This is a genomic window from Streptomyces sp. NPDC093260 (genome assembly GCF_040683715.1).
Lineage (GTDB): Bacteria > Actinomycetota > Actinomycetes > Streptomycetales > Streptomycetaceae > Streptomyces > Streptomyces sennicomposti.
The window spans coordinates 17,416-40,698 of the sequence record NZ_JBFBEK010000025.1; the positions used below are offsets into that span (position 1 = coordinate 17,416).

The 23,283-nt window shown below is 73.8% G+C and carries 22 protein-coding genes; 11 read left to right on the plus strand and 11 right to left on the minus strand.

The genetic code is table 11. From position 1 onward, the window contains the following. The first annotated feature begins 3 nt into the window (after positions 1-3). From AB0N63_RS26950 to AB0N63_RS26960, 3 genes are all read left to right on the plus strand, one after another. Positions 4-1,458: a hypothetical protein gene (locus tag AB0N63_RS26950; protein ID WP_365532530.1), complete on the plus strand. Its 1,455-nt coding sequence runs from the start codon at positions 4-6 to the stop codon at positions 1,456-1,458. A 614-nt stretch (positions 1,459-2,072) separates the two neighbouring features. Then, complete coding sequence (locus AB0N63_RS26955) at positions 2,073-2,291, plus strand: hypothetical protein (RefSeq protein WP_365532532.1); 219 nt, start codon at positions 2,073-2,075, stop codon at positions 2,289-2,291. Positions 2,292-2,536: 245 nt separating this feature from the next. Next, entirely contained in the window at positions 2,537-3,103 is a 567-nt protein-coding gene (locus AB0N63_RS26960; RefSeq protein WP_365532533.1) for a helix-turn-helix domain-containing protein, read from the plus strand. Positions 3,104-3,365: 262 nt separating this feature from the next. Here the strand turns inward: AB0N63_RS26960 and AB0N63_RS26965 are convergent, their stop codons facing one another. Both AB0N63_RS26965 and AB0N63_RS26970 read right to left on the minus strand, forming a co-directional pair. After that, on the minus strand, positions 3,366-4,574 hold the full coding sequence (locus tag AB0N63_RS26965) for a TerD family protein (RefSeq protein WP_365532687.1): 1,209 nt from the start codon (positions 4,572-4,574) through the stop codon (positions 3,366-3,368). A 181-nt stretch (positions 4,575-4,755) separates the two neighbouring features. Then, a complete protein-coding gene (locus tag AB0N63_RS26970; protein WP_365532536.1) occupies positions 4,756-5,565 on the minus strand; it encodes an NAD(P)-dependent oxidoreductase in 810 nt (269 codons plus the stop codon). A gap of 227 nt (positions 5,566-5,792) precedes the next feature. Between AB0N63_RS26970 and AB0N63_RS26975 the strand changes: the two genes are divergently transcribed. Both AB0N63_RS26975 and AB0N63_RS26980 read left to right on the plus strand, forming a co-directional pair. Further along, positions 5,793-6,737, plus strand: coding sequence for a 5-dehydro-4-deoxyglucarate dehydratase (locus tag AB0N63_RS26975; protein ID WP_365532538.1), 945 nt, complete (start codon positions 5,793-5,795; stop codon positions 6,735-6,737). Continuing rightward, a complete protein-coding gene (locus AB0N63_RS26980; RefSeq protein WP_365532540.1) occupies positions 6,734-7,897 on the plus strand; it encodes a hypothetical protein in 1,164 nt (387 codons plus the stop codon). Before AB0N63_RS26975 ends, AB0N63_RS26980 begins: the two co-directional genes overlap by 4 nt. 53 nt (positions 7,898-7,950) lie before the next feature. Here the strand turns inward: AB0N63_RS26980 and AB0N63_RS26985 are convergent, their stop codons facing one another. Beyond that, positions 7,951-8,202 carry a hypothetical protein gene (locus AB0N63_RS26985; protein WP_365532542.1) on the minus strand — a complete coding sequence of 84 codons (252 nt, stop codon included), beginning with the start codon at positions 8,200-8,202 and terminating at the stop codon, positions 7,951-7,953. A 219-nt stretch (positions 8,203-8,421) separates the two neighbouring features. On the opposite strand from AB0N63_RS26985, the gene AB0N63_RS26990 reads away from it, so the two are divergent. Further along, positions 8,422-9,225 (plus strand): HAD family acid phosphatase, encoded by an 804-nt coding sequence (locus tag AB0N63_RS26990; protein WP_365532545.1) that lies wholly within the window; start codon positions 8,422-8,424, stop codon positions 9,223-9,225. 96 nt (positions 9,226-9,321) lie between these two features. Here the strand turns inward: AB0N63_RS26990 and AB0N63_RS26995 are convergent, their stop codons facing one another. Next, a complete protein-coding gene (locus AB0N63_RS26995; protein ID WP_169436713.1) occupies positions 9,322-10,095 on the minus strand; it encodes an IclR family transcriptional regulator in 774 nt (257 codons plus the stop codon). 143 nt (positions 10,096-10,238) lie between these two features. Between AB0N63_RS26995 and AB0N63_RS27000 the strand changes: the two genes are divergently transcribed. The 3 genes from AB0N63_RS27000 to AB0N63_RS27010 all read left to right on the plus strand — a co-directional run bounded on the left by AB0N63_RS27000 (position 10,239) and on the right by AB0N63_RS27010 (position 13,808). Next, complete coding sequence (locus AB0N63_RS27000; protein ID WP_365532547.1) at positions 10,239-11,768, plus strand: aldehyde dehydrogenase (NADP(+)); 1,530 nt, start codon at positions 10,239-10,241, stop codon at positions 11,766-11,768. Between the two features lie 161 nt (positions 11,769-11,929). Beyond that, entirely contained in the window at positions 11,930-12,652 is a 723-nt protein-coding gene (locus tag AB0N63_RS27005) for a DsbA family oxidoreductase (RefSeq protein WP_365532549.1), read from the plus strand. A 70-nt stretch (positions 12,653-12,722) separates the two neighbouring features. Next, on the plus strand, positions 12,723-13,808 hold the full coding sequence (locus AB0N63_RS27010; RefSeq protein ID WP_365532690.1) for an aminotransferase class V-fold PLP-dependent enzyme: 1,086 nt from the start codon (positions 12,723-12,725) through the stop codon (positions 13,806-13,808). A 64-nt stretch (positions 13,809-13,872) separates the two neighbouring features. Here the strand turns inward: AB0N63_RS27010 and thpD are convergent, their stop codons facing one another. From thpD to AB0N63_RS27035, 5 genes are all read right to left on the minus strand, one after another. Continuing rightward, positions 13,873-14,766: an ectoine hydroxylase gene (gene thpD, locus AB0N63_RS27015; RefSeq protein ID WP_365532551.1), complete on the minus strand. Its 894-nt coding sequence runs from the start codon at positions 14,764-14,766 to the stop codon at positions 13,873-13,875. A gap of 5 nt (positions 14,767-14,771) precedes the next feature. Further along, on the minus strand, positions 14,772-15,176 hold the full coding sequence (locus AB0N63_RS27020; protein WP_365532553.1) for an ectoine synthase: 405 nt from the start codon (positions 15,174-15,176) through the stop codon (positions 14,772-14,774). 69 nt (positions 15,177-15,245) lie between these two features. Beyond that, positions 15,246-16,517, minus strand: a complete 1,272-nt coding sequence (ectB, locus tag AB0N63_RS27025; protein ID WP_365532555.1) for a diaminobutyrate--2-oxoglutarate transaminase — start codon at positions 16,515-16,517, stop codon at positions 15,246-15,248. Positions 16,518-16,588: 71 nt separating this feature from the next. Then, positions 16,589-17,164 carry a diaminobutyrate acetyltransferase gene (gene ectA / locus AB0N63_RS27030; RefSeq protein ID WP_365532557.1) on the minus strand — a complete coding sequence of 192 codons (576 nt, stop codon included), beginning with the start codon at positions 17,162-17,164 and terminating at the stop codon, positions 16,589-16,591. A 331-nt stretch (positions 17,165-17,495) separates the two neighbouring features. Then, positions 17,496-18,602, minus strand: coding sequence for an aminotransferase class V-fold PLP-dependent enzyme (locus AB0N63_RS27035; RefSeq protein WP_365532559.1), 1,107 nt, complete (start codon positions 18,600-18,602; stop codon positions 17,496-17,498). A gap of 131 nt (positions 18,603-18,733) precedes the next feature. Between AB0N63_RS27035 and AB0N63_RS27040 the strand changes: the two genes are divergently transcribed. Together AB0N63_RS27040 and AB0N63_RS27045 are read left to right on the plus strand one after the other, a co-directional pair. After that, a complete protein-coding gene (locus AB0N63_RS27040; protein WP_365532560.1) occupies positions 18,734-19,831 on the plus strand; it encodes an amidohydrolase family protein in 1,098 nt (365 codons plus the stop codon). Between the two features lie 308 nt (positions 19,832-20,139). Beyond that, positions 20,140-21,063, plus strand: a complete 924-nt coding sequence (locus AB0N63_RS27045) for an SCO1860 family LAETG-anchored protein (RefSeq protein WP_365532563.1) — start codon at positions 20,140-20,142, stop codon at positions 21,061-21,063. Between the two features lie 139 nt (positions 21,064-21,202). Here the strand turns inward: AB0N63_RS27045 and cobC are convergent, their stop codons facing one another. Beyond that, positions 21,203-22,339, minus strand: a complete 1,137-nt coding sequence (gene cobC, locus AB0N63_RS27050; RefSeq protein WP_365532564.1) for an Rv2231c family pyridoxal phosphate-dependent protein CobC — start codon at positions 22,337-22,339, stop codon at positions 21,203-21,205. Beyond that, complete coding sequence (locus tag AB0N63_RS27055) at positions 22,329-23,249, minus strand: sirohydrochlorin chelatase (protein WP_365532565.1); 921 nt, start codon at positions 23,247-23,249, stop codon at positions 22,329-22,331. Before AB0N63_RS27055 ends, cobC begins: the two co-directional genes overlap by 11 nt. Positions 23,250-23,283: the final 34 nt, after the last annotated feature.

A 23,283-nucleotide genomic window follows, 5' to 3' on the forward strand; every position in this document is an offset into this window, starting at 1 on the left:
CCGATGTCAGACAGGTCCCCGCTCCCGCCGGTGCGGCTCGCTTCCGAACCGGAGCTGGCCCGGGACGCCCTCGCCACCCCGCTGCTCGCGCGCGCCGCCCGGCTCGCCCGCTGGGCCGGGCCCGCGACGCGGATCGACGCCGGCGGCGCGCTGGTGGAGGAGCAACTGCCCGCGGCGGCCGAGGCGCTGGGCCTGAGCGGCGACGACGCGGCGGCCGAGGCGAGCGAGGCCTGGCGCACGGCCGTGGACACCGGGCTGGTCGAGATCACCGACGAGGACACCGGTGCGGTCGCCGCCGGCGCGGAACTGCGCCTGCTCACCGGCGGCTCGCCCCGCGACGTGCTCACTGTCTGGCTCAGCGCGCTGGACGCGGTGCTCGCGGACGCCGCCGTGCCCGACCTGGACGGCCTGATCGACGCGATGGACGAAGGCGGCACGGTCGACTTCGGCTCGCTCCAGTGGGACCCGCAGGCCGAGGCGGAGTTCCTGGACGGGGTGCTCACCAACCTCTATCTGCTCACCGTGGGCGAGGACCGCCCCGGCGGACCGGTGCCGCTGCCCGCGCTCGCCGCCTCCGTGATCGTCCCCAGCGACATGGGCGAGCCCACCAACGACATGCTCCAGCAGGTCTCCGACGCGATGATGCGGCTGGACGACCAGTTCCGGCTGCTGGAGCCGGTGGGGCTGGTCGAGTACCGGCCGGTGGACGAGGCGCTGCTCGGTGAGGGCGACGCCGAGGACGAGGACGGAAGCGGGGCCGGCGGTGACCCGTCGGCGCCCGTGGACGAGGTCGACGTCAGCCGCTACGGCATGGTGCGGCTCACCCCGCTCGGGCTCTACGGCGTACGCGCCCGGCTGCTCGACGCCGGGCACGACGCCCCCGCGGTCGGCGACCTCGCGGACAAGGGCGCGGACGCGCTGCTCGACGGCACCGCCGCCTTCCCGCCCGCGGCCGCGCACGCCGAGACCGAGCAGTGGCTGGCCCTCCGTGAGCCGCTGGCCGCGGCCACGGAACTGCTCGCCGCCGCGCGCGGCACGGACGCGGGCGCCCCGCTGCGGCGGCTGCGCTGCCAGCAGGCGCTGTCCCTGGTGGGCCCCGCCGCGGAACCCGCGCTGCGGGACGTCCTCGACGACCGCGAGCTGGGCGGCCTGGCCCGGGTCTGGCTGACGGAACGGGGCCTGGCCGACGTGCCGCCGCCGACCGAGAACATGATCTTCTGGCTCACCATCGACACGGTGGCCGCGCAACTGGCCGCCGAGGGCGACTCAGCCGAACTGCACGCCCTCGTCCAGGGCCTCGCGGAGCAGCACAGCGGGTTCTTCGCGGCGGCCTGGCGGGTGGACCACCCGCAGACGGCGGACGTCCTGGAGGCGATGGGCCGCCTCCACCCCGACAAGCGCATCGCCAAGGAGGCCCGCAAGGCGGCGTTCAAGGCGCGCAGCGCCCGGGGGGAGTAGGGCCGCCTCCGGCCCGCTGCGGCCCCGTCACCCCGGGGAGCGGCGTCCGCCCGGGTGGGTGCGGCAGCGTCGAACATCCCTCACGAGCAGTCACGGGCAACCGGCACACCTTCGGCGGGCTCTCGGACTCGGCTTTCCGGATGGTCGCGCTGCTGGAGCAGGCGCGGGACGCCGACTGGCCGTGGCTGGGCTGACGGCCGCTGGACGTGGTCCGTCCGGCCGCGGCCGGCCGAGGGCCGACGGCCTCCGGGGGCTCACGCGGCCGGCGGCCGCCGGTCATGAGGCGGCTGACGGCGCCGGCTGTGGGTCGGATGACGCTGTCGGCCTTGACACGCCCGACGGTCCCTGGCCGGAGGCGGCTGACGCCGCCCGTCCGTGGGCTGGGCTGACGGAGGCCGGCGCCGTGGCGTGAGCGGTCGGGTCTGGCCCGGAGGTGACCGGTCGGTGGGAGTGGTGCGGAGGTGACCGGTCGGTGGGTGCGCCCCCGACGTCGCCGCCCGGTGTGGGCGCGGCCGCACACGACGGGGCGGCCCGGGCGCGACCGGACCGGACCCGTCAGTCCTGGTGCGGCCCGTCGGGCGAGCGGCCGCGGCCGCGTCCATGTAGTCGCGCACGTGCACGGGCAGGCCGTCGCGGACGCGCAGCACCAGCGGGCCGGGCACCGCGAAGGCCGCCCGGCGGGGACGAGCGTCCCGGCGACGCTCCGCTCCACGACGATCACCTCGGGATCGGCGGTGGCGTGGACGGCGAACTCGTCGATCCGCTCCGGCCGGGCCGGACTCGCGCCCCCACAGCGCCGGTACCCGGCGCGCACCTCCTCGCGCCCGTGGTAGCGCGGGCAGGCCCGGGAAGGCGAACGGGAACTCGTGCACGGCGTCGGCCGCGTGGAGATCTGCGAGGTCGTCGGCGGACCGGTCGAGGACGGCCTGCCGGTAGCGGACCCGCACCGCGCGCGGGCCGGTGCCGGCCGGGCGGGGAAGAGACACGGGCGGACTACTTCCGAAAGAAACGGGGACTGTCTCCGTTTCGGGGTCCGATACCATACGGAGATGGCCTCCGGCTCGCAAGGAGTATCTGGATGACGCAGGTCAGGCCCATGCGCGCGGACGCCCGGCGCAACTACCAGCGGCTGCTGGAGGTGGCGGCGGAGGCCTTCGCCGAGCACGGTGAGAACGCCTCGCTGGACGACATCGCCAAGCGGGCGGGGGTCGGTTCCGGCACGCTGTACCGGCACTTCCCCAACCGCCGGGCGCTGCTGGAGGCGGCGTACACCGACCGGATGGCGGCGCTGGCCGCGCGGGCCGACGCACTGGCGGCCGAGCTGGCGCCGGGCGAGGCGCTGGTGGCGTGGCTGACCGAGCTGGCCCTCGGGACGGTGCAGGTGCGCGGGCTCAAGGCACTGCTGGGCTCGGCCGTCACGGACGGCGACTCGGCCGCGGTCACGGTCTGCGCCGCGTCGATCAAGGGAGCCGCGGCCCGGCTGGTGGCCGCCGCGCAGAGTGCGGGCGCGCTGCGGGGGGACATCGACTCGGTCGACGTGCTGCGGCTGGCGCACGGCGTGGTGTCCGCCTCGGAACTGGCGGACGGCCAGGACCGGCACATCCGCCGGTACCTGGCACTGCTGATGGAGGGGCTACGGGCGTAACCGCCCCTGAACGGCCCCAGCCGCATCAACAGCCCCACGCCCTCGACCGGTCCCGATCGGCCCCGACCCGCGACCGCTCGGCCGCGACCCGTCAGAGCGCCGACCGGCCTCAGCCCTTGCCGACACCGGACCCCGACCGGCCCTGGCTTGGCCGACCGCCGACCGCCGACCGCCGACCGCCGACCAGTCCAGGTCGGCCCGGCCCCCCGCGGCCGGGGCCGCCCCCGCGGGCGAGTGGCGGCCCTCGCAGCCCCGTCGTCCGCTACAGCGCCTGCGCCGCCGGCTTGACCATGTTGCGTACGGTGCGGGCCTTGAGGAAGTCGCCCATGGCCGTCATCTCCCACTCGCCCGAGTACTGGCGGATGAGCTTGGCCATCAGGACGCCGGTCTGGGGCTCGGCGGAGGTGAGGTCGAAGCGGACCAGTTCCTCGTCGGTGGCGGCGTCCAGCAGGCGGCAGTACGCCTTGGCGACGTCGGTGAACTTCTGGCCGGAGAAGGAGTTGACGGTGAAGACCAGGCCGGTGACCTCCTGGGGGAGGCGGCCGAGGTCGACCACGATCACCTCGTCGTCGCCCGCGCCCTCGCCCGTGAGGTTGTCGCCGGAGTGCTTGACCGCGCCGTTCAGGATGGCGAGCTTGCCGAAGTAGCAGCTGTCGATGTGGTTGCGCTGCGGGCCGTAGGCGATGACGGAGGCGTCCAGGTCGATGTCCGCGCCGCGGAACGCCGGCTCCCAGCCGAGCCCCATCTTCACCTGGGACAGCAGCGGGCGGCCGCCCTTGACCAGGGACACCGTCTGGTTCTTCTGGAGGCTGACCCGTCCCTTGTCCAGGTTGACCTTGCCCGTGCCGGGCGCGGCGGCCGGCGGGGCCGGGGGAGCGGCGGGCGCGGGCGGGGCGACCTGGGGCTGCATCGCGGGCGGGGGAGTCACGGGCTGCGGCGGGACGCCCGGGTGCGGGGCGGCGGCCGGAGCGGGCGCCGGTTCCTCCACCGAGACGCCGAAGTCGGTGGCGATGCCCGCAAGTCCGTCGGCGTACCCCTGGCCCACGGCGCGCGCCTTCCACTGGCCGGCGCGCCGGTAGATCTCCATGACCACCAGCGCCGTCTCGGTGCCGAGCTGCGGGGGTGTGAACGTGGCCAGCGCGGCGCCGGTGTCCGCGTCGCGCAGGGTGGCGGTGGGCTCGATGCCCTGGAAGGTCTGTCCGGCGGCGTCGGGACTCGCGGTGACCACGATCTTCTCGATGCCCGGCGGCACGGCGGCGGTGTCCACGCTGATCGCGTCGGGGGCGGCGCCGCCGCCCGAGCGGTAGGTCACGCCCGGCCCGCTGGGCTGGTTGTAGAAGATGAAGTCGTCGTCGGAGCGCACCTTGCCGTCGGCGGTGAGCAGCAGGCCCGAGACGTCCAGCCGCACCGGGGCGGCGACGTCCACCGTCACTCGGGCGGTGGTGAGCGGGATGTTCGAGCCGGGGGTCATAGCTGTCATGTGGGGGGTAACGATCGAGTCCGCTTTACCGTTCCCTTACCTGCCGAACGGGTGACGGCCGCGCCACCGGCGGCGTACGGAGGCGTGGCCGGGACGCGGGCGCGGTGCGGCCGGTCCGTCACTGCGACCGGGCCGTCGGTACGCCCGCGCGACCGTCACCGCGGCCGGAACGTCAGTACGGCCAGATCGGCGGGTCGGTCACGAAGTGGCCGCCGAGGTATGCCTGCGCCTCGTCGTCCGGGTCCAGCTCGCCCTGCTCGGCGATCAGCTTCGCGGCGTACGGCTCGGAGTCGTCCCGCGGTTCGTAGCCGAGCGCCCGAGCGCCGGTCAGGTCCCACCACAGGCGGGTGTTGGCGGAGGAGCCGTAGACCACGGTGTGGCCGACGTGCTCGGCGGTCAGGGCGGCGTGGAAGAGGCGCGCGCCGTCGGCGGGGCTCAGCCACAGTGACAGCATCCGCACACTGGTCGGCTCCGGGAAGCAGGAGCCGATGCGCACCGAGACGGTCTCCAGGCCGTGCCGGTCCCAGTAGAGCTGGGCGAGGTCCTCGCCGAAGGACTTGGACAGGCCGTAGAAGGTGTCGGGGCGGCGCGGGGTGTCGACGGGGATCAGCGGGTCCTCGCCGCGCGGGCGGGGAGTGCGGCCGACGGCGTGGTTGGAGGAGGCGAAGACGATCCGGCCGACGCCCTCCGCGCGGGCCGCCTCGTACAGGTGGTACGTGCCCTCGATGTTGGCCTTGAGGATCTTCTCGAACGGGGCTTCCAGGGAGATGCCGGCGAGGTGGATGATCGCGTCGACGCCCCGGACCGCCTCGCGCAGCGCCGCCGGGTCGCAGAGGTCGGCGGTGACGGCGTCCGGCTCGTCCTCGATCGGCCGCAGGTCGAGCAGCCGCAGGTCGTAGCCGTACCCGGGCAGCAGGCCGCGCATCAGGGTGCCGAGCCCGCCGGCGGCGCCGGTGAGCAGAACGGTGCGGGGAGCGGGCATCGGCGGACTCCTAGCGTCGGACGGACGTATGTATGGACAGTATTCACATGCGTGGACACGCTAGGGATGCGGGTCCTGCTCCGTCAAGTAGGGCGCGGGGGCCGGGAATCAGGTGCCACGTGGTCGCCATGCGCGCTTGACCGGCCGTTATGGGGCCGCGTAGCGTGCCCTTGTTCATGCATATGGACGCCGATCAGAAACGTGAGCGCCTGCCCTAGGGAGAGCCCGTGCCGTCAGCCGCCCCCCTCGCCGAACGCCTCAGCATCCCCAGCGGGCCGCTGTTCTTCCCCGTCACCGCCTACGGCCCCGAGGGCCGTGTCGACCTCGGCACCTACCGCGCCCACGTCCGCCGCGGCATCGAGGACGGCGCCGCCGCCGTCTTCGCCTGCTGCGGCACCGGTGAGTTCCACGCGCTCACCCCCGAGGAGTTCCGGGAACTGGTGCGCGCCGCCGTCGAGGAGAGCGCCGGACGCGTGCCGGTCGTCGCGGGCGCCGGCTACGGCACCGCCCTCGCCGTCCGCTACGCCCGCCTCGCCGAGGACGCCGGCGCCGACGGGCTGCTCGCCATGCCGCCCTACCTCGTCGTCGCCGGGCAGCAGGGACTGTTGCGCCACTACCGCGAACTGGCCGCGGCCACCGCCCTGCCGGTCGTCGTCTACCAGCGTGACAACGCCGTGTTCACCCCCGAGACGGTGGTCGAACTGGCCCGCACCGACGGCGTCATCGGCCTCAAGGACGGCCTCGGCGACCTCGACCTCATGCAGCGCGTCGTCAGCGCGGTGCGCACCGAGGCGCCGGGTGACTTCCTGTACTTCAACGGGCTGCCCACCGCCGAGCAGACCCAGCTCGCCTACCGCGGCGTCGGCATCCACCTGTACTCCTCCGCCGTCTTCTGCTTCGTCCCCGAGGTCGCCCTCGCCTTCCACCGGGCGCTGCGCGAGGGCGACGACCCCACCGCGCACCGCCTCCTGGACGGCTTCTACCGCCCCTTCGTGGAACTGCGCGTCCAGGGCGCCGGATACGCCGTGTCGCTGGTCAAGGCGGGGGTACGGCTGCGTGGGCTCGACGTCGGCGAGGTCCGGCCGCCGCTGCACGAACCGGCCGACGAGCACGTCAGGCAGCTCGCCCGGCTGATCGAGCACGGCCGCGCGCTGCTCGGGGAGGACGCGTGAGGGCGGGCGCGTTCCTCTACCCCTGGGACGTGACCGGCGACCCCGGTGAGCCCGACCGTGTCGCGGCGCTCGGCGTACGGTCGGTGACCCTCGCCGCCGCCTACCACTCCACCCGGGCGCTCACCCCCCGCCACCCGCGCCACCGCGTGGTCACCGCCGAGCACGCCGCAGTGCTCTACCCGCCCGGCGAGCGCTGGACGGGACGCGTCCCGAGGCCCTACCCGGCCGGCGACTGGGCGCCCGGCGACGCGTACGGCGAGGCGGCGCACGCCCTGTCCGAGGCAGGTCTGGAGGTCCACTCCTGGGTGGTCCTCGCCCACAACTCCCGCCTGGGCGCCGAGCATCCGGACACCTCCGTCGTCAACGCCTACGGCGACCGCTACCCGTGGGCGCCGTGCGTCGCACAGCCCGCCACCCGCACCTACCTGACCGACCTCGCCGCCGAGGCGGCGGTGCGGCCCGGCGCGCACGGCACCGAGCTGGAGTCGCTGGGCTGGTACGGCCTCGCCCATCTGCACGCCCACGACAAGATCGCCGGGGTGTCCCTCGGGGAGGCCGGGCAGTACCTGATGTCGCTGTGCTTCTGCCCGGCCTGCCGCACCGGCTACGCCGAACACGGCCTGGACGCCGACCGGCTGGCCCACGCGGTGCGCACCGCGCTGGAACCGGTGTGGCGGGGCGCGCCCGAGGAGGAGGGCTGGGCGGGGGTGGAGAGGCTGCTCGGCGAGAGCACGGCACGGGCCACCCGCGCATGGCGCGAGGAGCGGGCGCGCACGCTCCAGGAGGCGGCGGTGGCGGCGGTCCGCGCGGCGGCCCCCGACGGCTTCCGGGTGCTGCTGCACGCCGACCCGGCGCCGTACCGCTGCGGCGCCAACGCCGGGGTGGACCCCGCGCACATCCTCTCCGTCGCCGACGGCGTCGTGGTGCCCTGCGCCGGCGGGCCCGCTCTGCTCGCCCCGTTCGCCGACCAGAGCCGCCCGGACGCCGTTCTGGCCGCGAACCTCACCGTCGTCTCCGGCATGGGCGGCCGCCCGGGCGCCCTGGCCGCCGACGCGGCCCGCGCACGCGACCTCGGCGCGAACGAACTGCGGCTGTACCACGCCGGGTTGGCGTCGGACGCCGATCTGGCGGCGGTCCGGGAGGCACTCGGGCGGCTCTGAACGGGCCGGTCCGGCGCGGGCGGCTCTGAACGGGCCGGTCCGGCGCGGGCGGCTCAGCCCAGGCGCCACAGGGCGTAGGCCGCGACCACCAGCAGCAGCCCCGCACCCGCCAGGACCGCGCCCAGGAACCGCAGGTACCCGACCGATGAGTAGAACGTCGTCGGTCCGCCGAGCCGCCCCGTGTCCGCCCACCGCTCCTCGCTCTTCCGGCGGATCCCATCGGCCCTGCGCGTGGTGATCCCACGGACGTCGAACGCCCAGTTCACCCCGCACCACAGGGCGAGCAGGCCGCCTGCGGCGAACACGATCTGCCGTCAGCCATGCACACGCACCCCCGTTCGCGACAGCGGCTCCCGACCTTAGGTGAGCCGGGTCAAGGGAGGGTCATGTCGCATCCATGTACGGGCAATGCCCCGTGCGAAGGATCGCGTATCGATCGGGTAACGCCTCTCGCGTCCCGGACGTGATGCGCGTAGACAATGCGTGACCTGGTGCATCAACCACCCATCAGACCCGGAGAACCCATGCGGAAGTCTCTCAAGGCGACGGCCGTCGCCGCCAGTTGTGCCGTCGCCGGCGTCGCCCTCTACGGTGCGGGCGCCGCCACCGCAGGCCAGTCGGTGGCCAACTCCACGCACGAGCCCTACAACATCGGGCTGCTGACCAAGGACATCGACACCTACTACGGCACCGCGCTCGACGCCGACGGCGTGTACCAGGCGTCCCCGAGCAGCCAGTACGCCGAGGACCTGGCGCGCATCGACGCCGACGCCAAGCGGTACATCGACCGGGCGGCCCGCAAGGCGCAGCAGCACCAGCACAAGGGAGCGAAGCCCGCCGTCGTCTTCGACATCGACGACACGCTGCTGCTCAGCCTGGACTACGAGAAGAAGAACAACTACGGCTACAACAGCGCCACCTGGGCCGCCTACGTCGACCAGGCGAACCGGCCCGAGGTCTTCGGCAGCCCCGAACTCGTGCGCTACGCCGCGAAGAAGGGCGTCGCCGTCTTCTACAACTCGGGCCTGTCCGAGGCGCAGCGCACCGCCGCCGTCCAGAACCTGAAGAAGGTCGGCGCGGACGTGAACCTCGACGCCGGTCACATGTTCCTCAAGGACGCGGCCAACCCGCCGGCGTACCTGAAGGACTGCGCCACCCCGGGCGCCTGGAAGTGCACCACCGTGCAGTTCAAGTCCGGCACCCGCAAGCACATCGAGGACCTCGGCTACGACATCGTCGCCAACTTCGGCGACCAGTACTCCGACCTCGACGGCGGCTACGCCGACCGCACCTACAAGCTGCCGAACCCGACGTACTTCGTCGGCTAGGGCGGGGTTCGCCCCAGGCCTGCCAGGTCTCCAGGAGACCGCACGGCCGTGCCCCCGCCGGCGTCCGCCGGGCGGGGGCACGGCCGCATCCCGCGCTCAGAGCCTGCGGGTGGCGAGGGTCAGCCGGTCGCGGGCGTCGAAGAGGGCGTCCTTGACCATCTGCTCGTGCGCGGGCGTCAGCCGCGCCACCGGGACCGAGCAGCTGATCGCGTCCCGCGCCGGGGTGCGGTAGGGGATCGCCACGCCGAAGCAGCGCAGACCGAGCGTGTTCTCCTCGCGGTCCACGGCGAAGCCCTGCTCCCGGATCTGGTGCAGCTCCTCGATCAGCTTCTCGCGGTCGGTGATGGTGTTCTCGGTCAGCGCGGGCAGCGTCTCCGGGAGCAGCTTGCGGACCTGCTCGTCGGTGTACGTGCTCAGCAGCGCCTTGCCGAGCGAGGTGGAGTGGGCCGGCAGCCGGCGGCCGACGCGGGTGAAGGGGCGCAGATAGTGCTGCGACTGGCGGGTGGCGAGATAGACGACGTTGGTGCCGTCCAGCCGCGCCAGGTGGATGGTCTCGGTGGTGTCGTCCGAGAGCCGGTCCAGGGTCGGCCGGGCCGCCGCGACCACCTCGTCGCCGTCGATGTAGGAGGTGCCGACCAGCAGCGCCCGCACGCCGATGCCGTAGCGCGTGCCCGTCGCGTCGGTCTCCACCCAGCCCAGCTCGACCAGGGTGCGCAGCAGCATGTACAGGCTGGACTTGGGATAGCCGACGGCCTCCTGGACCGCGGCCAGCGAGTGCATACCGGGCCGGCCGGCGAAGTACTCGAGCAACTCAACGGTCCGCACCGCGGACTTGACCTGCGCCCCGCCGCCTGTCTCGCCTGCCGACATCGCCCTTGACCCCTTCGTTCCACGGGAAATAGTCTCCGACACATATTCATCATCAGAGACAGCGTTCAGTATATCGAACGACCCTGATGGATGACCCATGTACTGCGGCAGGACATCCGCACGACATCTGGAGGGAACCCGCGGTGGCAGCAGCACCAGTCTGGAGCGTCGATCCCCGTACCGGGAAGCAGCGGGAACAGGTTGCGGTGGAGGCCACAGCCGAGGAGGTGGACGCCGCCGTCCGCGCCGCGCACGACGCCCGCGCCGCGCTCGCCGACCGCACCGTGCGGGCCGCCTTCCTGCGCACCGCCGCCGACCGGCTGGCGGCCGCCGAGGACCGCCTGGTGGAGGCGGCCGACGCCGAGACCGCCCTCGGTCCGGTCCGGCTCACCGGGGAACTCGCGCGGACCTGCTACCAGTTGCGCGCTTTCGCGGACATCGTGGAGGAGGGCGCGTTCCTCGACGTGATCATCGACCACCCCGACGACACCGCCACCCCGCCGATCCCGGACCTGCGCCGTTACAAGGTGCCGCTCGGCGTCGTCGCCGTCTACTCCGCCTCCAACTTCCCCTTCGCCTTCTCGGTCGCCGGCGGCGACACCGCCAGCGCCCTGGCCGCCGGCTGCCCGGTGGTCGTCAAAGCCCACCCCGACCACCCGGCGCTGTCCGAACTGGTCGCCCGGCTGGTGCGCGGGGCCGCCGCCGAGCACGGCGTCCCGGGCGGCGTCCTCGGCCTGGTCCACGGCTTCGAGGCCGGCGTCGAACTGGTCCGGCACCCGCAGGTGGCCGCAGCCGGCTTCACCGGGTCGGTGCGCGGTGGCCGGGCGCTGTTCGACGCGGCGGCGGCCCGCCCGGCGCCGATCCCCTTCCACGGCGAACTGGGCTCGCTCAACCCGGTCCTGGTCACCGAGGCCGCCGCCGCCGAGCGCGCGGAGGCCGTCGGGGCCGGGCTCGCCGGGTCGATGACGCTCGGCGTCGGGCAGTTCTGCGTCAAGCCCGGCCTGGTCCTCGCCCCGGCGGGCGCGCCCGGCGACCGGCTGGTCAAGTCCCTCACGGACGCCGTCAGCGACACGGCGTCCGGCGTCCTGCTCGACCACCGGATGCGCGACGCCTTCCTCGCGGGCATCGCCGAGCGCACCGCACTGCCCGACGTGGACACCCCCGTCACCCCGGGCGCCGGCGGCGAGCACACGGTGAGCCCGGGCTTCCTCACCGTCCCCGCCGCCCGGCTCACCGGCGAGGGCGCCCACGACCTGCTGCTGGAGGAGTGCTTCGGGCCGGTGACCGTGGTGGCCCGCTACGCCGACGGGGCGGAGGCGGCCGCCGTGCTGTCCCGGCTGCCCGGCAACCTCACCGCGACCGTCCACCTCTCCACCGAGGAGGCCGCCGGTGAAGGCGACGGCGCACGGCTCCTGGCCGAGCTGACCCCGCTGGCCGGGCGCGTCGTCGTCAACGCCTGGCCGACCGGCGTCGCGGTGGCCCCCGCCCAGCACCACGGCGGCCCCTACCCCGCGACGACCTCCACCTCCACCTCGGTCGGCGGCACCGCGATCGAACGCTGGATGCGGCCGGTGGCGTACCAGAACGCGCCGCAGGCGCTGCTCCCGCCGGAACTGCGCGACGACAACCCGCTGGGGCTGCCGCGGCGCTACGACGGGCGGCTGGAACGCTGAGCCGGGCGGGCGGCGGGCGGCGCACCAGCCGCGCGCACCCCCGCCGCTCTCGGCACCGGGGCGCCCGCGCCGGGGAATGGACCGCGCTGCTTGAACGTTCACATACGGCGCGGAGGGCGGCCGCCCGCCGCCTTCCGTACGAGCTGGAGAGAACCGAGAACATGCGCGTCGAGATCTGGTCGGACATCGCCTGCCCCTGGTGCTACGTGGGAAAGGCGCGGTTCGAGAAGGCGCTGGCGGGCTTCGCGCACCGCGACCGGGTCGAGGTCGTGCACCGCTCCTTCGAGCTGGACCCGCACCGCGCCAAGGACGACGTCCAGCCCGTGCTCGCCATGCTCACCCGGAAGTACGGCATGAGCGAGGCGCAGGCGCAGGCCGGCGAGGACAACCTCGGCGCGCAGGCCGCCGCCGAGGGACTGGACTACCTCACCCGGGGCCGCGACCACGGCAACACCTTCGACATGCACCGCCTGCTCCACCTCGCCAGGGAGCACGGCCGCCAGAGCGAACTGCTGGACGCGCTGTACCGGGCGAACTTCGCCGAGGAGCGCTCGGTGTTCGCCGAGGGCGACGAGCGGCTGGAAGAGCTGGCGATCGCCGCCGGGCTCGACGCCGGCGAGGTGCGACGGGTCCTCGCCGACCCGGACGCCTACGCCGACGAGGTCCGCACCGACGAGCGGGAGGCCGCGCGGCTCGGGGCCACCGGGGTGCCGTTCTTCGTCCTGGACCGCAAGTACGGCGTCTCCGGCGCCCAGCCCGCCGAGGTCTTCGCGCAGGCCCTCGCCCAGGCGTGGGACGAGCACACCCCGCTGACCCTCCTGCAGGACGGCGACGGCGGCGCGGACGCCTGCGGTCCCGAGGGCTGCGCCGTGCCGCAGGCCTGAGGCGCCGGCGTTTCCGCAGGTCGGCGTGCGGTCATAAGGCGGCCTTGGAGAAGCCGCGGCGACGTCCGTGATGGACTTCGACTTCACGGGGCCGCAGAGTGGACCCATGGAGACCTTCGAGAACCTCGTCCGTGCCGAGTTCGCTCCGAGGAACACCTATCTGAACACCGCGAGCCTCGGGCTGCTCCCGGCCCGTGCGGTCACGGCGCTGCGCACCGCCGTGGACGCCGCTGCCGCCGGGCGGCCCACCGACATGTTCGCGGACGTCGAGGCGGCCCGCGCGAGCTTCGCCCGGCTGCTGCGGGTCCCCGACCGCCGGGTGGCGGCCGGGGCCTCGGTCGCCGTCTACAGCGGCCTCGTCGCCGCCGCGCTGCCCGAGGGCGCCGAAGTCGTCACCGCCGAGGACGACTTCAGCTCCACGGTGAACCCGTTCCACGTGCGCGGCGACCTGAAGGTGCGCAGCGTCCCGCTGGAGCGGCTCGCCGGCGCGGTGCGGCCCGGCACCGCCCTGGTCGTGGTGAGCGCCGCGCAGTCGGCGGACGGCCGGATCGCCGACCTGCCCGCGATCCGCGCGGCGGCGCGCGAGCACGGGGCGCGCACCTACGTCGACGCCTCCCAGGCGGCCGGCTGGCTGGACCTCGACGCGGACCACTACGACTTCGTCTCCGCCGTCGCCTTCAAGTGGCTGCTGTGTCCGAGGGGGGTGACCTTCCTCGTCGTCCCCGAGGACCTCGGCGGACTGCGCCCGGTGTTCGCCGGCTGGGTGGCGGGGGAGCGTCCCTGGGACAGCTGCTACGGACCGGTCGGCGAACTCGCCCGTTCCGCGCGGCGGTTCGACGAGAGCCCCGCACTGTTCTCCTACGTCGGCGGCCGCCGCTCCCTGGAACTCGTGGAGGAACTGGGGGCGGACGCGATCCGCGCCCACGACCTCGCCCTCGCCGACCGGTTCCGCGCCGGGCTGCGCTCCCTCGGCCACGAACCGGTCCCCGCACCCGCCTCCGCGATCGTCTCCGTGCCCGGACTCGGCGGCCGCCAGGGCGAGTTGAGCGAGGCGGGCGTCGAGGTCTCGAACCGCGCGGGCCATCTGCGGGCCGCGTTCCACCTCTACAACACGCAGGCCGACGTGGACCGCCTCCTGGACGTCCTCGCGGGCTGAACCGCGCAACGCGGGGGCCCTCTCGTCCCACCCGAGAGGGCCCCCGCCGATCCACGGGGCGCGCTCAGCGCACCGGCGTGAAGTCCCGCGCCCCGATGAAGTCGGGCCGGCGGACCGGGGCCGCGAACGGCTCCACCGCGGTGTTCTCCACGCTGTTGAACACGATGAACACGTTGCTGCGCGGATACGGCGTGATGTTGTCGCCGGAACCGTGCATGCAGTTGCAGTCGAACCAGGTCGCCGAGCCGGCCCGGCCGGTGAACAGCCGGATGCCGTGCTCCCCGGCCAGCGCGGTGAGCGCCTCGTCGGACGGCGTGCCCGCGTCCTGCATCTGGAGCGACTTCTTGTAGTTGTCCTTGGGCGTTGCGCCCGCGCAGCCGAGGAACGTCCGGTGCGAACCGGGCATGATCATCAGGCCGCCGTTGGTGTCCAGGTTCTCGGTCAGCGCGATCGAGACGGACACCGTCCGCATGTTCGGCAGACCGTCCTCGGCGTGCCAGGTCTCGAAGTCCGAGTGCCAGTAGAAGCCGCTCGCCCCGAAACCCGGCTTGACGTTGATCCGGGACTGGTGGACGTACACGTCCGAGCCGAGGATCTGCCGCGCCCGGCCGACCACGCGCTCGTCGCGCACCAGCCGCGCGAACACCTCGCTGATCCGGTGCACCTCGAAGACCGAGCGGATCTCCTGGGACTTCGGCTCGACGACCGACCGCTCGTCGGCCCGGACCGCGGGGTCGGCCACCAGCCGGTCCAGCTCACGCCGGTAGACGGCGACCTCGTCGTCGGTGATCAGCTGGTCCACGGCGAGGAAGCCGTCCCGCTCGAACGCCTGGAGGTCGGCGGTCGCGATCGGACCGGGCGTGTCCGGGGAGCCCCAGACGACCGGGTCCTGGCGGGGAACGGTCACCTCGGTGGCGCCGCGGGTGGGGTACAGGTCCCTCACGGGAGCGACGGTCATGGTCCTCACACCTCCTCGGGCTCGGTGAGCAGCGGGTAGACGCCGTTCTCGTCGTGGTCCTCCCGGCCGGTGACGGGCGGGTTGAACACGCAGATGCAGCGGAAGTCCTCCTTGACCCTGAGCGTGTGCCGCTCATGGCCGTTGAGGAGGTACATGGTGCCGGGCGTGATCGTGTACGTCTTCCCGGTCTCCCGGTCGGTCAGCTCGGCCTCCCCCTCCACGCAGACCACGGCCTCGATGTGGTTGGCGTACCACATCGACGTCTCGGTGCCCGCGTAGAGGATCGTCTCGTGCAGGGAGAAGCCGACCCTCTCCTTGGCCAGCACGATCCGCTTGCTCTCCCAGGTGCCGGACGCCGCCTTCACGTGCCGGTCGGTGCCTTCGATCTCCTTGAACGAACGGACGATCACGGTGCTGTGTGCCTCCTTGCAGGTGGTGACGGTGCTTCTCGCGGGTGTGCCGCAGGTGTGTCGCGGGGTTCAGGCGGTCTCGCGGACCGCGCGGGCGAGCAGGCTCATGCCCTCGTCCAGTTCCTCGGGTGTGACGGTCAGGGCCGGCAGCAGCTTGACGACCTCGCTCTCCGGGCCGGAGGTCTCCACCAGCAGGCCGAGTTCGAAAGCGCGGCGCGCGATCCGCCCGGCGCGCTCCTTGTCGTGGAACTCCACGCCCCACACCAGGCCGCGGCCCCGGTACTCCTTGATGTCGGCGAGGTTCTCCTCGGTGATGGAGACGAGCCACTGCTCGACCTGCTCACCTCGGGTGCGGGTCTGCTTCTCCATCGCCGACCCGTCGGTCCAGTACGTCTCCAGGGCGGCGGTGGCGGTGACGAAGGCCGGGTTGTTGCCGCGGAAGGTGCCGTTGTGCTCGCCGGGCTCCCAGATGTCCAGCTCGGGCCGGAACAGGCACAGCGACATCGGCAGGCCGTAGCCGCTGATGGACTTGGACACCGTGACGATGTCCGGGGTGATGCCCGCCTCCTCGAAGGAGAAGAAGGCGCCGGTGCGGCCGCAGCCCATCTGGATGTCGTCGACGATCAGCAGCATGTCCTGCCGCTCGCACAGCTCGGCCAGGGCGCGCAGCCACTCGGGCCGGGCGACGTTGATGCCGCCCTCGCCCTGCACGGTCTCCACGATCACCGCGGCCGGCTTGTTCAGCCCGGAGCCCTGGTCCTCCAGCAGCCGCTCGAACCACAGGAAGTCCGGCACCCGGCCGTCGAAGTAGTTGTCGAACGGCATCGGCGTGCCGTGCACCAGCGGGATGCCGGCGCCGGCCCGCTTGAAGGCGTTGCCGGTCACCGCCAGCGAGCCCAGCGACATGCCGTGGAAGGCGTTGGTGAACGACACGATCGCCTCGCGCCCCTTCACCTTCCGCGCCAGCTTCAGCGCGGACTCCACCGCGTTGGTCCCCGTCGGGCCGGGGAACATCACCTTGTACGGCAGGTCGCGCGGGCGCAGCACCAGGTTCTGGAAGGTCTCCAGGAAGCGGCGCTTGGCCGTGGTCGACATGTCCAGACCGTGGGTGATGCCGTCCCGGTCGAGGTAGTCGAGCAGCGCCCGTTTCAGCACCGGGTTGTTGTGGCCGTAGTTGAGTGTGCCGGCGCCCGCGAAGAAGTCGAGGTACTCATGGCCGTCCTCGTCGTACAGACGGCTGCCGCGCGCACGGTCGAACACGGTGGGCCAGCCGCGGCAGTAGCTGCGCACCTCGGACTCCACGGTCTCGAAAACGCTCAGGTCCGGCTGGGTGATGGTCACGACGAATCGCTCCTCGGGTGGGGGAGTGGGAGGTCGGTCGAGTCGGAAGCGGTGGGGAGGGGGCGCGCCCTTCAGCGGGCGAGCGGGCCGATGCGGTACAGGACCTCGGGGTCGTGCGGCCCGTCGGGGAACTGGTCGGCCGCGAACAGGACCTCGCGCTCGCAGCGCGCGCCGTGCCGGGCGGCGAAGGAGGTGAACAGCCGCTCGGAGGCGGTGTTGCCCGGGGTGATGGTGGTCTCGAGGTCGGTGACCCCCTGCTCGGCGACGACACGGGCGGCGAGCGCGTCCAGCAGCCGGGCGGCCAGGCCGCGGCCGCGGTGGCCGGCGTCGACGGCGACCTGCCACACCAGGAGGGTGCCGGGGCGGTCGGGCCGTACGTAACCGGTGACGAAGCCGACCGGCTCGCCGTCGGCGTCGCGCGCCACCACGGAGGTGGCGGCGAAGTCGCGGCACCACAGCAGATAGCTGTACGAGGAGTTCACGTCCAGCGTCCTGGAGTCCTTGGCCAGCCGCCACAGCGCGGCGCCGTCGGCGACCGAGGGACGCCCGAGGGACAGGGCGCCGGATTCGGTGCGGGAGATGTCCTCGGATACGGCGTTCGGCATTTCCGGTCGGTCGGTTCGCAGGTCTGCTTGTGCGGCAGTCATGCGAATTGAACTTACCGAGCTGAATTGAAAAATGCATCGCCCCGAGCCCTTACGCGGGCGTGGTCCATGTGTTATCGCGTGTGCGCGCGGTCGCGCGATGGGGCGGCGCGATGTGGCGGTTTGCCCGTGCATTACCGGACAAAAAGGTCTGCTCTGTGGAGTGCGTCACAATGACGTAATCCCGTCGAGACCTCGCGGAATTACGCCACCGGACGTTCTTCGAAGCGTTGGGTTTACGGATTGGAGGACGGGGCAGGAGAAGACGGGCAGCTACCCCGAATGAATTCCCGGTATTCTATTGTTCCCCTGTTCCGATAAAAGCGGCCGGCGACTACTGTCGCCACGCCTCGGCGACGGCGCGGCGCGCGCCCTCCAGATCCGCCCGGGCGCCCCCCTCGGCCCCCAGCGCGGCGCCCAGGGCGGTCACGGACGCCTCGACCGCCTCCCGGGTCGCGTCGAGGCCGTAGTGGTTGACCCGGATCATCTCCTTGGCGAGGGCGCCGCCGCCGGCCGCCAGCGGCAGACCGGGGTCGGCCGCCAGGGCGCGGGCCACCAGATCGGAGGCGGCGACCCCCGCCGTCACCCGCAGCGTGGTGGCGACCGGCGCCGCCTCGGACGCCTCGTGCACGTACGGCTCCAGGCCCACGCCCAGTGCCCGCACACCCGCCCGGGTGGCCGCGGCCGCGGCCCGGTGGCGGGCCATCACCGCGTCCAGGCCCACCGACTCGATGCGCTCCACACACGCCTCCAGGGCCAGCATCTCCAGCTGCGCCGGTGCGTGCAGCAGGGCCTTGCGGCCGCCGTCGATCCACCGCTCCTTCCAGTCCAGCAGGGAGAGGTAGGAACGCCGCGGAGCGTGCGGGTTGGCCGCCATCCGGGCCCAGGCGCGCTCGCTCACCGACACCGCCGACACACCCGCCGGGCCGCCCATCGCCTTCTGCGCCCCGATCACGCACAGGTCCACTCCCCACGCGTCCGGCAGCACCGGCTCCGCGCCGATCGACGCCACCGCGTCCAGGTAGAACAGGGCGCCCTGCTCCCGCACCGCCTCGCCGATCTCCGCGACCGGGTTGGTGTTGCCGGTCGCCGCCTCCGCGTGCACCAGCGACACGAAGTCGATCTCCGGGTGCTCGGCGAAGGCCTCCCGCACCTGCGCCGCGGTCACCGCCGTGTGGAACGGCACCGCCAGGTCGTACACCGTCGCGCCGCAGTCCCGCAGCCAGTCGCCGAACGTCTGCCCGTAGGGTCCGGTGATCACGTTCAGGGCCACCGTGCCGGGCCCGGCCGCGGCGCGGATCGCGCCCTCCAGCGGCAGCAGCGCCTCGCCCTGCGTGATCAGGACGTCCTGCTCGGTGGCGAGCAGCCGCGCCACCCGGTCCTCGATGGAGGCGAAGCGGTCGGCGCTCAGCGGGGCGAGGTCCAGGAACGGGTGCGTCACGGCGTGCTCTCTTCTCGTCGTCTCTCGGTCGTCACGGGGACGACCGCCTCTCGGTCGTCGCGGGTACGACTGGGTCGAGGGTAACCGGCGGCCCTCCCACCCCCTCTCACCGGTGACTTAGGGTGCCAGGCATGAGCGATGACGCGGTGCTGCACGTGACGGGGCGGGTGCTGGCGGGCCCGCGGGAGGACCAGGTCCACGACGAGCTGTGGGTGGTGGGCGGCCGGATCGCTTACGAACGTCCCGCCGGGGCGCGGGACGTGCGGACGGTGCGCGGCTGGGCGCTGCCCGGCCTCGTCGACGCGCACTGCCACGTCGGCCTGGACGCGCACGGCCCGGTCCCCGAGGACGTCGCCGAGAAGCAGGCGCTGACCGACCGGGAGGCCGGCACGCTGCTGATCCGCGACGCCGGATCGCCCTCCGACACCCGCTGGATCGACGACCGCGACGACCTGCCGAAGATCGTCCGGGCCGGCCGGCACATCGCCCGCACCCGCCGCTACATCCGCAACTACGCCTGGGAGATCGAACCGGACGACCTGGTGGCGTACGTCGCCCAGGAGGCGCGGCGCGGCGACGGCTGGGTCAAGCTCGTCGGCGACTGGATCGACCGCGACCTCGGCGACCTGTCCGCCTGCTGGCCGCGCGAGGCGGCCGAGGCCGCGATCGCCGAGGCCCACCGCCTGGGCGTCCGCGTCACCGCGCACTGCTTCGCCGAGGACTCGCTGCGCGACCTGGTCGAGGCGGGCATCGACTGCATCGAGCACGCCACCGGCCTGACCGAGGACCTGGTCCCGTTGTTCGCCGAGCGCGGCGTCGCCATCGTCCCCACCCTGGTCAACATCGCCACCTTCCCCTCCCTGGCGGCCGGCGGCGAGGCGAAGTTCCCCCGCTGGTCGGCCCATATGCGCCGGCTCCACGAGCGCCGCTACGACACCGTCCGCGCCGCCTGGGACGCCGGCATCCCGGTCTACGTCGGCACGGACGCCGGCGGCTCCCTGCCGCACGGCCTGGTCGCCGCCGAGGTCGCCGAACTCGTCAGGGCCGGCATCCCGCCGCTGGACGCCCTGTCGGCGACGGCGTGGGCCGCGCGGGAGTGGCTCGGCCGCCCCGGCCTGGAGGAGGGCGCTCCGGCCGACCTCGTGGTGTACGACGAGGACCCGCGGGCGGACGTACGGGTGCTGGCGGGGCCGCGGCGGGTCGTGGTGAACGGGCGGGTCGTGGGATAGGCGCACCTTCCGCCCGCCCGGTCCGCCTCCGCCCGCCTGCACGGAACGCGACCGTCGCGCGCGTTGACGGGGCGTGACCGCCGTCCCGGCGGGTCGTTGTGCACTCCGTCGTACGCGCCCGTGTGTCAACCAGGGCGTTCGTACGCGAGGGGCGTGGGGGTGACGCGCAGGAACACCTGTGCCGAAGGAATCGAAAAGACGGCCGGAAACCCCTCGTTGGAGTGAAGTCACCCTGGATCGCCGCCCGTTCACTCTCGGTGCGTAATCCTTTCGGGGTCCCGAGCACTCCTCTCTGGGGGTCCCACACCTTGAACGGTCACACCTTGCGCGCGCCCGCGCGCCGCTGCGCCACCCTCGCCGCCGCCACCGCCCTCGCCGCCGGCCCCGCCGCCCTGGCCGGGGCGGGCGCCGCGCACGCGACCGACGGGCACGGCCAGGGCCGCGCGAGCGCGTCCGTGCTGCGCACCGACCTCGACGTGTCCCTGCTCAACAGGACGGTGGACGTCCCGCTCACCGTCTCCCTGGACGAGATCCAGGCGCCCGCCAGCGCCCGTCGGACCGCGCTGACGGCGCGGGTGGACGGCGTCGACGGCGGAAAGCCGTTCAGCGTGCTGCGCGCGGACGTGGCGAGGACGGACGCGACGGTCACGGACGACAGGGCGGAGGGATCCGTCGACCTCGCCCACGCCCGCCTCCACGTGCCCGGCCTCCCGCTGCTGTCCCTGATCGAGGTCGACCAGGTCACGGCGAAGGCCACCTGCGCGACCGGGCGTGCGCCGGCGGCCGCGAGTAACGTCCTGGGCGCCGTGACCGTGCTCGGCCGGAAGGTCGCGCTGACGGCGGGCGGCACGACCGACGTCAAGGTCCCGGGCGTGGGCGAGGTTCGCCTGGACCTCTCCCAGCGCGGGACGACCTCGCGCACGGCCGCGGCCACCGCGCTCGAACTCAGGGTGTCCGTCGACCCGTTGAAGCTGAACGTGGCCGATGTCGAGGGTACGGTGACGCTGGCGAAGGCGACCTGCGAGACGCCGGCGGGGGCCGCGCGGGAGCCCGCCCCGGCGGCCGCCTCGACCCCGTCGGCCGCGGACGTGAAGCCGCAGGGCGCCCCCGCGGGGAGCGACCTCGCCGAGACGGGCGGCAGTTCCCTGACGCCGTACCTCGCGGGGGGCTCGGTGGTGCTGCTGGCCGCGGGCGGCGGGGCGGTGGCGCTGACGCGCCGTCGGCGGTCGTGAGGTGACGCAGCCCGGGAGCGCTTCGCCCACCCACCTGCCGGACTCGGCAGGGATGGCGCCGCGCGCCGGGGTGGGGCGAAGCCCCTGGGGGGTGTTCCGGTGGGCGGGCGGCCGAAGAGAGGGGGGAAGGGGTGGCCCCCTACTCCGTGTCCGAGGACAGTGCTCGGTCCAGCGCCGCCAGGAACCCCCGTGCCGTCCCCTCGTCCCGCACCGCGAGCCGCAGCCAGTTCTCGCCCAGGCCCGGGAACGTGTCACCGCGCCGCACCGCGTACCCCAGCGCGCGCAGCCGGCGCCGCACACCGGCCGTCCCGGGCACCCGCACCAGCACGAACGGCCCCTCGGCCGGCTCCACCACCCGCACCCCGCGGGCGGCGAACGGGGCGAGGCCCGCCACCAGACGGGCCCGGTCCGCCGCGATGCGCCGCGCCGCCCGTTCCGCCTCCGCCAGCGCCGCGGGCTCCACACACGCCTCGGCCGCCGCCAGCGCCGGCGTGGACACCGGCCACAACGGCTGCGCCCGCTCCAGCTCGGCCACGACCTCCGGCGCGGCCAGCACGTAACCGATCCGCAACCCCGCGAGCCCCCAGGTCTTGGTGAGGCTGCGCAGCACCACCAGCCCGGGCACGTCGGTCCGCTCCGCCAGGGCCTCCCGCTCTCCGGGCACCGCGTCCATGAACGCCTCGTCCACCACCAGCGTCCGCCCCGGCCGGGCCAGCCGGGCGACGGTGCCGGCCGGATGCAGCACGGAGGTCGGGTTGGTCGGGTTGCCGACCACCACGAGGTCCGCGTCCTCGGGGACGGCCGCCGGATCGAGCCGGAAGCCGTCCGCCGCCCGCAGCAGCACCCGGTCGACGGTGTGTCCCGCGTCCCGCAGCGCCGCCTCCGGCTCGGTGAACTGCGGGTGCACGACGACCGGACGCCGTACCCTCAGCGCCCGCGCCAGCAGCACGAACGCCTCCGCCGCCCCCGCCGTCAGCAGCACCCGCTCGGCCGGCAGGCCGTGCCGTGCGGCCACCGCCGCCCGCGCCGTCCGCCCGTCCGGGTAGGCGGCGAGGCCGGTGAGCGAGCCGGCGATCCGCTCCCGCAGCCACGCCGGCGGGGTGTCCGCCCGGACGTTCACGGCGAGATCGACCAACTCCGCGCCGTCGTCGCGTACTTCCGCGTCGCCGTGGTGCCGCAGATCGTGCCCGCCGGGCGCGGCCCCGCCGTCTCGCGCTGCCGTGCCCCCGTGGTGCGCGGCGGCCTCGCGGGGTGCTGCCCCGTGGTCAGTGCGCATGCGAGTGGCTGTGGCCGCCGTGGTGGTGTCCGTGGTGGTGGCCGTCGTCGTCCGGGTGGAAGTGCGGCTGCTGCGGCAGCCCCACCTTGTCCTCGAACCCGGGCAGCGCGATCCGGTACACGCACGAGTCGCAGTTCATCCGAAGATCGCCCTCGACCGCCTCCTGGTACCGCTCCATCACCAGGTCCAGCAGCTCCGGCTCGGGACCGATCACGTCCGCCGACCGCACCTCGACCTCGGGGTGCGCGGCGGCCCAGTCCGCCGTCTGCCGCCGCACCCGGTCCGGCAGGACGCCGGTGAACAGGAAGTACGGCAGGACCACGATCCGCCGCGCCCCCAGCCGCGCGCACCGGTCCAGCCCACCGGGCACGTCCGGCGCGGCCAGCGACACGAACGCCGTCTCCACGCCCGCGTAGTCGCGTCCCTCCCACAGCAGCCGCGCCGCCTTGAACACCTCGGCGTTGGCGTCCGGGTCGGTCGAGCCGCGCCCGACCAGCAGCACGGTCACCTCCGAGCGGTCCCCGCCGGCGCCCTCCAGCGCCTCGTCGAGCCGCCGCTCCAGCACCCGCAGCAGCGCCGGGTGCGGACCGAGCGGACGGCCGTAGGTGTACGAGATCCCCGGGTGCCGTTCCTTCTCGCGGGCGAGCGCCGCCGGGATGTCGCCCTTGGCGTGCCCGGCGGACACCAGCATCAGCGGCACGGCGGCGAACCGGCGCACCCCGCGCTCCACCAGCTCGGCGACGGCGTCGCCGAGCGGCGGCGGGGACAGTTCGATGAAGCCGCCCGCGACGGGCAGTTCGGGGTGGCGTTCGCCCAGCTCCCGGACGAAGTCGCGGAACGCCTCGGCTCCGGCGTCGTCCCTGGTGCCATGGCCGGCGATGAGCAGGGCGGGCGGCGTCGGGGTGGTCACGGGGTCTCCTTGAGCGAAGGGGTGCGGATCGGTC

Bases quoted from the DNA above. Each gene is read 5' to 3' on its own strand.
- cobC (WP_365532564.1), bottom strand. From the start codon at position 22,339: ATGCGCACTGACCACGGGGCAGCACCCCGCGAGGCCGCCGCGCACCAC.
- AB0N63_RS26950 (WP_365532530.1), top strand. From the start codon at position 4: ATGTCAGACAGGTCCCCGCTCCCGCCGGTGCGGCTCGCTTCCGAACCG.
- AB0N63_RS27010 (WP_365532690.1), top strand. From the start codon at position 12,723: ATGGACTTCGACTTCACGGGGCCGCAGAGTGGACCCATGGAGACCTTC.
- AB0N63_RS26965 (WP_365532687.1), bottom strand. From the start codon at position 4,574: ATGACCCCCGGCTCGAACATCCCGCTCACCACCGCCCGAGTGACGGTG.
- ectA (WP_365532557.1), bottom strand. From the start codon at position 17,164: ATGACTGCCGCACAAGCAGACCTGCGAACCGACCGACCGGAAATGCCG.
- AB0N63_RS27040 (WP_365532560.1), top strand. From the start codon at position 18,734: ATGAGCGATGACGCGGTGCTGCACGTGACGGGGCGGGTGCTGGCGGGC.
- AB0N63_RS27005 (WP_365532549.1), top strand. From the start codon at position 11,930: ATGCGCGTCGAGATCTGGTCGGACATCGCCTGCCCCTGGTGCTACGTG.
- AB0N63_RS26970 (WP_365532536.1), bottom strand. From the start codon at position 5,565: ATGCCCGCTCCCCGCACCGTTCTGCTCACCGGCGCCGCCGGCGGGCTC.
- AB0N63_RS26995 (WP_169436713.1), bottom strand. From the start codon at position 10,095: ATGTCGGCAGGCGAGACAGGCGGCGGGGCGCAGGTCAAGTCCGCGGTG.
- thpD (WP_365532551.1), bottom strand. From the start codon at position 14,766: ATGACCGTCGCTCCCGTGAGGGACCTGTACCCCACCCGCGGCGCCACC.
- AB0N63_RS26990 (WP_365532545.1), top strand. From the start codon at position 8,422: ATGCGGAAGTCTCTCAAGGCGACGGCCGTCGCCGCCAGTTGTGCCGTC.
- AB0N63_RS26960 (WP_365532533.1), top strand. From the start codon at position 2,537: ATGACGCAGGTCAGGCCCATGCGCGCGGACGCCCGGCGCAACTACCAG.